This window comes from Rhodococcus sp. D-46 (genome assembly GCF_011290655.1).
Classification (GTDB): Bacteria; Actinomycetota; Actinomycetes; order Mycobacteriales; family Mycobacteriaceae; genus Rhodococcus_F; species Rhodococcus_F qingshengii.
On the sequence record NZ_JAANTF010000031.1, the window covers coordinates 1 to 6,509 of the forward strand.

The 6,509-nt window shown below is 62.8% G+C and carries 1 protein-coding gene; it reads left to right on the plus strand.

Annotated elements, in window-relative coordinates; all coding sequences use genetic code 11:
• Nucleotides 1-46: 46 nt before the first annotated feature.
• Nucleotides 47-6,509: amino acid adenylation domain-containing protein (locus G9U53_RS33060; RefSeq protein ID WP_347570846.1), on the plus strand; the 6,463-nt coding region annotated here is incomplete at its 3' end.

Here is a 6,509-nt window from a genome sequence, read left to right on the forward strand (position 1 = left end):
TGAGGTGGTGGTGTTGGAGGGGGTGCGGAGGTCTCTTCCGGGGTTCATGGTGCCGTCGGTGGTGGTGGTGTTGGGGGAGTTTCCGGTGACGGTGCATGGGAAGTTGGACCGTAAAGCCCTCCCGGACGTCACCTTCGAACCTCAACCGCTGCAGTATGTCGCGCCACGAACGCCGGTCGAGGAGACGGTTGCCGCAATCTTCGATGATCTGCTGGGAACGTCGACGGTGGGCGTGAACGACGACTTTTTTGCCCTGGGTGGGAACTCTCTCAGTGCGGCCAGGTTGGTTGCGCGAGTGAATTCTGTTCTCGGCGAACGGATCAACATTCGTGACGTCTTCGATGCTTCTACCGTTGCAGCGCTGGCCGAATTGGCGCAGTGTCGCGGAGGAGAGGGGGCCAAGCCGGCGTTGACGCCGCGGGTTATGACGACAGATATCCCACTTTCACCGGCGCAGGAGCGAATGTGGTTTGCGAATCAGTTCGCCCCCGAGTCCGCCGCCTACAACGTCGCGTGCGCGTTGAGGCTCGAAGGTGCAGTGAACGTGAGTGCGCTTCAGGCTGCATTTGTCGACGTCGTCGAGCGGCACGAGTCCTTGCGCACCGTTTTTCCTCTCATCGATGACGGCCCGCGTCAAGTGATCATGTCCACCTCACAGGTGGTATCGGATCTTGCACCGATACTTGTGCAGGGAGAGGAAGAGCTGCGCGAGCGTAGCCGGCAGATCGCTTCGGATGGTTTCGACGTCACGCAGCAGGTCCCGATGCGCGCCACCTTGTTGCGGCGAGATGACCAGGTCCACTCGCATGTCCTGGTGATCGTGATTCACCACATCGCCGCCGACGGATTCTCGACGGTACCGCTGGCCCGAGATCTCATGAGCGCATACTCCTCCCGTGTGAACGGTGAGGCACCGCAGTGGGCGCCGCTCGGGATCCAGTATGCCGACTACGCGTTGTGGCAACGTGGTTGGTTGGGCTCGGAATCGGACTCTCGGTCTCTGATCTCGAAACAGCTCGGCTATTGGGCCGAGAATCTTGCGGGCGCACCGGAGGTTCTCGACATTCCGACCGATCGATCGCGCGGTGATGTGCGTTCGCTTCGACGCGGACGGATCAGGTTCGTGTTCGGTCCGAAGGTGCATGCCGGTGTGGTTGCCCTGTCGCGCAAACACAACGCCACGGTCTTCATGGTTGTGCACGCAGCCTTGGCAGTGCTGCTGGCGAGGCTCAGTGATGAGGACGACGTAGCCGTCGGAACTCCCATCGCCGGGCGTGGGGAGCGCGAACTCGACGACCTGGTGGGCATGTTCGTCAACACGTTGGTCTTGCGCACTGCAGTGGACCGCGGCGCGACTTTCGGAGACTTCCTCGACCAGGTCCGAAACGTAGATCTGAGCGCCTTCATTCACGCGGACGTGCCGTTCGAAAGAGTCGTCGAGATCGTGAATCCTTCACGTTCGACGGCGTACTCGCCCCTGTTTCAAGTCATGTTGGAGTTCCAAGACATCGAACGGCCTGCACTCGAACTCCCCGACCTGCAGGTGACCGACGTGGGCGTCGAGATCGACACCATCAACTTCGATCTTCAGTTGACGGTGACGCAGAACGCCGGCGCAGCCGGCGAATCGGACGGTCTTCGCGCCGAATTCGGATATGCCACAGATATTTTCGACGAGGAAACGGTAGCGGGCTTCGCCGACCGCCTGCAACGGATTCTCGAGCGCGTTATCACGGATCCGCAATCACGGATCGGAGATATCGAGATCCTCGACGCCTATGAGTCAGCCGAACTGGTACCCGTGCGAGGTGAGATTTCCGCCGCTGTTCAGACCCTTCCGGATTTGCTGACTGCAGCAACAGATATGGCGACTGCCCAGGATCCCGGCGCCGTCGCGCTGGTGTTCGAGGAACGTGAAGTGACCTATCTCGAACTCGACGCGCAGTCGAACCGATTGGCCCGCATGCTGATCGAATCCGGAGTGGGTCCCGAATCGGTGGTGGCGTTGTGTCTCCCACGCTCCATCGAGTCCGTTCTGGCGGTGTGGTCCATTGCCAAGACAGGTGCGGCATTCCTTCCCGTGGACCCGGGACATCCTGCTGCTCGTATCGAGCACATGCTGGGCGACTCCGGTGCAGGGTGGGGGATAACGTCTCGCGCTCACAACGCGGCATTGTCCGGCCTCGTGCCGTGGCTGGTCCTCGAAGATGCCGGTTTCGAGGAACGGCTGCGGGCGTACTCGCCATCGAAAGTCACCGACGCGGATCGGAAGGCACCGATTCGCATCGACAATCCGGTCTATCTGATCTACACGTCGGGGTCGACAGGAATACCCAAGGGCGTGACGGTCACACATCGCGGGTTGAGCGACTTCGCGCTCCAGGAGCGTGAGACCTTCGCCGCCACGACCCGATCCAGAACTCTGCACTTCGCTTCGCCGAGTTTCGACGCGTCGGTTCTCGAGCTCGTGATGGCCGTTGGTGCTGGAGCCACGATGGTGATCGTGCCACCGACCGTCTACGGCGGGTCGGAACTGGCGGCGTTACTGGAGCGCGAGCGCGTCACCCATTGTTTTGTGACTCCGGCGGCCTTAACGTCCGTCGACCCAGACGGTCTCACCACTGTCGGTTGTGTCGTGACAGGTGGGGAAGCGTGTCCGCCGGAATTGGTGGCCCGCTGGGCGCCGGGCAGAAAGATGTTCAACGCCTACGGTCCTACCGAGGCAACTGTCGTGTCGAGCATCAGTGCGGCACTGGCTCCGAACGACCCGGTCACTATCGGCACACCTACTCGCGGATTCAGCGAGGTAGTGCTGGACTCGCGTCTGCGAGCGGTACCGGTAGGTGTCGCGGGGGAGTTGTATCTTGCCGGGCCGGCTCTCGCTCGCGGCTATCACCGGCGATACCCGTTAACCGCCACGCAGTTTGTCGCAGATCCCTTCGGTGCGCCGGGAACGCGGATCTATCGCACGGGCGATCGCGTGCGGTGGACGCCCGACCGACGGCTGGAGTATCTCGGGCGCACCGATGCCCAAGTCAAAGTCCGTGGGTTCCGCATCGAACTCGGGGAAGTCGAGGTGGCACTGCAGACGCACCCGCGCGTGGCCCAGGCGGTGACGGCCGTCTGGAACGGCGACGGCAGGGATCGGTTGATCGGCTACGTGGTTCCCGATCGCGGAGCGAGTGTCGATCCGCGAGACGTCCTCGCCCATGCAGGCAAGCGCCTGCCGTCGTACATGGTGCCGGCGGCGGTGGTGGTGCTCGACGCCGTTCCGCTGACGGTTCACGGAAAACTCGACCGCGCAGCGCTTCCCACACCCGATTTCTCGTCCGCCGCCACACCCGACCGGCCACCGCGAACGGAAACCGAGAATCTTCTTGCCGCTCTGTTCGCGCAGGTTCTCGGTCTCGACGCGGTAGGAGTGCATGATTCGTTCTTCGAGCTCGGTGGCGACAGCATCATGTCCATCCAATTGGTGGCCCGCGCTCGCGATGCGGGTGTGATCATCTCACCCCGAGATGTTTTCGACCACAAATCCGTCGCCGCGCTTGCCGAGTCGGCGCACCTTGAGCAGGACAGGCCTGATGTACTCGCGGAGCTACCGGGATCCGCTGTCGGAACTGTTCCACTGAGCCCGGTGGCGCAGTGGATGCTCGACCGCAGCAGTGGCGGGCTGCGTGGCGGCGGAGTGAAACGGTTCTCCCAGGCGCTCTTGCTGACAGCTCCCGCTGATCTCACCCAGGACCTCCTTGTCCGTGGTCTCCAGGTGTTGCTGGACCGCCACGGAATGCTTCGAGCTCGCTTGGTTGAGAGTGACCGGGTCATGGAAGTCTTACCACCCGGCTCGATCTCGGCCGAAGGACTGATCCACCGCGTAGCTGTCGATTCGGTGGACGACGAAGGTTTCAGGGCCTTGGCGTCGGGAGAACTCGAGGCCGTGGCCGACAGCTTGGATCCCGCCACGGCTGACATGGTGCGCGTGATCTGGTTCGACCTGGCCGACAAACCTGACGTGTCGACCGGGCGGGGCCGACTACTTGTGGTGATTCATCACCTGGTTGTCGACGGCGTCTCGTGGCGCATTCTGGTCACCGACCTGGCGTCGGTGACAGCACAACTCCAGGCCGGTGTCACTCCCGAACTGCCACAGATCGGGACGTCGTTCCGGCGATGGGCGCATGGGCTTGTCGAGCACGTGGGCGACCGGAGCGTCGAACTGGACATGTGGAGAACGATCCTGGACGGCGATGACCCGTTGATCGGTTCGCGCCCACTCGATCCCACGATCGACGTCGACGACACGGTCGACACCGTTACAGTGGACATCTCGCCTTCGGCGACCAGGAACCTTCTCACCACGGTTCCTGCGGCATTCCACGCCGGCGTGAACGACGGACTCCTCACCGCTGTTGCGTTGGCCTCGATCGGGTGGCGACGGCGCCGCGGTATGGATACCGCTGCCGCCCTGATCACTCTTGAAGGACACGGCCGCGAGGAAGGGGTGGTTCCTGGCGCAGACCTCGGTCGCACCGTTGGTTGGTTCACCACGCTCTACCCGGTGCGCGTGGACCTCGGCGCAATCGACGTCGACGACGCACTGGCCGGTGGCGCCGACGCCGGGCGGGCCGTCAAAGCTGTCAAAGAGTACTTGCGTGCGATCCCCGATCATGGAATCGGATTCGGGATGTTGCGGTACCTGTCTGGCGAGAGCGACCCACTCGGCCGATTCCGTTCTCCTCAGATAAGTTTCAACTATCTGGGCCGGATCAGCTCCTCTGACGGAACACAGGACTGGCTGCCGGTGGAGGGCAATCGAAGGCTCGGCGGAACCCAGAACCCGTCCATGCCTGTGGCGTCCGTGATCGACATCAACGCGGCGGTTGAGGACCATGTCGACGGGCCCTGCCTGACAGCATCTTTCACCTTTCCCCGCGGAGTGCTCGACAGGTCTGACGTCGCGGAGTTCGCGGAACTGTGGCGTCGTGCGCTCGACGGACTCACCGCGCACGCGTCGCGACCTGATGCGGGCGGTCTGACGCCGTCGGACATTCCCCTGGTCTCGGTGGACCAACAACAGATCGAACGCTGGGAGAACGACTTCCCCGGATTGCACGATGTCTGGTCGGTGTCGCCCCTTCAGGCCGGGCTGATGTTCCATGCCTCACTGGCGGCCACGTCGACGGACGTCTACGCAGCGCAGTTGTTCGTCGAGCTCGAAGGAGCGGTTGATTCCGAGCGTTTGCGCGGCGCTGCTGCCGGACTATTGGCAAACCACCCGAATCTGTGTGCAGCGTTCGTCTACGACGTACACGGCCTACCGGTGCAGTTGATTGTCGACGATGCCGTGATTCCCTGGACCGAGGTCGACCTGAGTGATCGCGGATCGGCAACCGACGCAGATCTGGAGCGCCGCCTCGCCGAGGATCGCAGTGCACCCTTCGACCTCGCTTCGCCGCCACTGCTTCGGCTGACGTTGCTGCGAACCTCGCCGACGAGGTGTGTGTTGGTGGTGACGAACCATCACATCGTTCTCGACGGTTGGTCGATGCCGTTGCTGGTTCGCGAACTGTTGATGCGATACGCGGACGACAGTCTCTCGGTCGAGGGGGCCCCGGCCGATCTTCCCGAGACTCCGTCGTACCGCACCTATCTGGAATGGTTGATGCACCGCGATATGGAGACCTCGCTCGCGGCGTGGGAGGACGCCTTGGAAGGCGTCGACGAGCCGACGTTGTTGGCGCCTTCGACGCCGATCGCGGAGCAGCTGGTGCCCGAAGAGGTTGCCGTCGATCTACCCGATTCGGTGCGCGACGGACTCGGTGCGCTGGTCCAACGGAGCGGGGTCACGATGAACACGGTGATCCAGGCGGCGTGGGGTGTCCTACTGTCTCGGATGCTTTCCCGTGACGACGTAGTCTTCGGCGTCACGGTTTCGGGCCGCTCACCCGAGTTGTCTGGTGTGGAAAACATGATGGGGCTGCTGATCAACACGTTGCCTGTCCGAGTGCAACTGGATCCGGACGAGACGTGTACGCAGCTGCTCGCTCGACTGCAAAGCGAGCAGACAGCTCTGCTCGATCATCACTATGTCGGACTCGGCGCGATTCAATCTGTCGTAGGGACAGGCAATTTGTTCGACACACTGTCGGTCTTCGAGTCGTATCCGATCGATACCTCGGGGATGGGCGGGAACACCGACATTGCCGGTATGCGCGTCACCGCTGTGAATGCCCGCGACGCCACGCATTACCCGCTCACCGTGCTGTCGGTCGCGGAACCGACGCTGCAGGTCAGCCTGCGGTACCAGCCGGCGGCATTCGACCGCGCCGCGGTCGACACCATTGCACAGCGAATGTCGCGGATTCTTGCCGCCTTCGCAGCGAACGCGGATACACCGGTCGGTGAGGTCGACGTGTTTGTCGCCGGTGAGCGTGGGTTGGTGGTGGGTGGTTGGGATGGTGTGGGGGTTGTGGTGGGGGGTTTGACGTTGGTGGATGTGTTGGATGGGC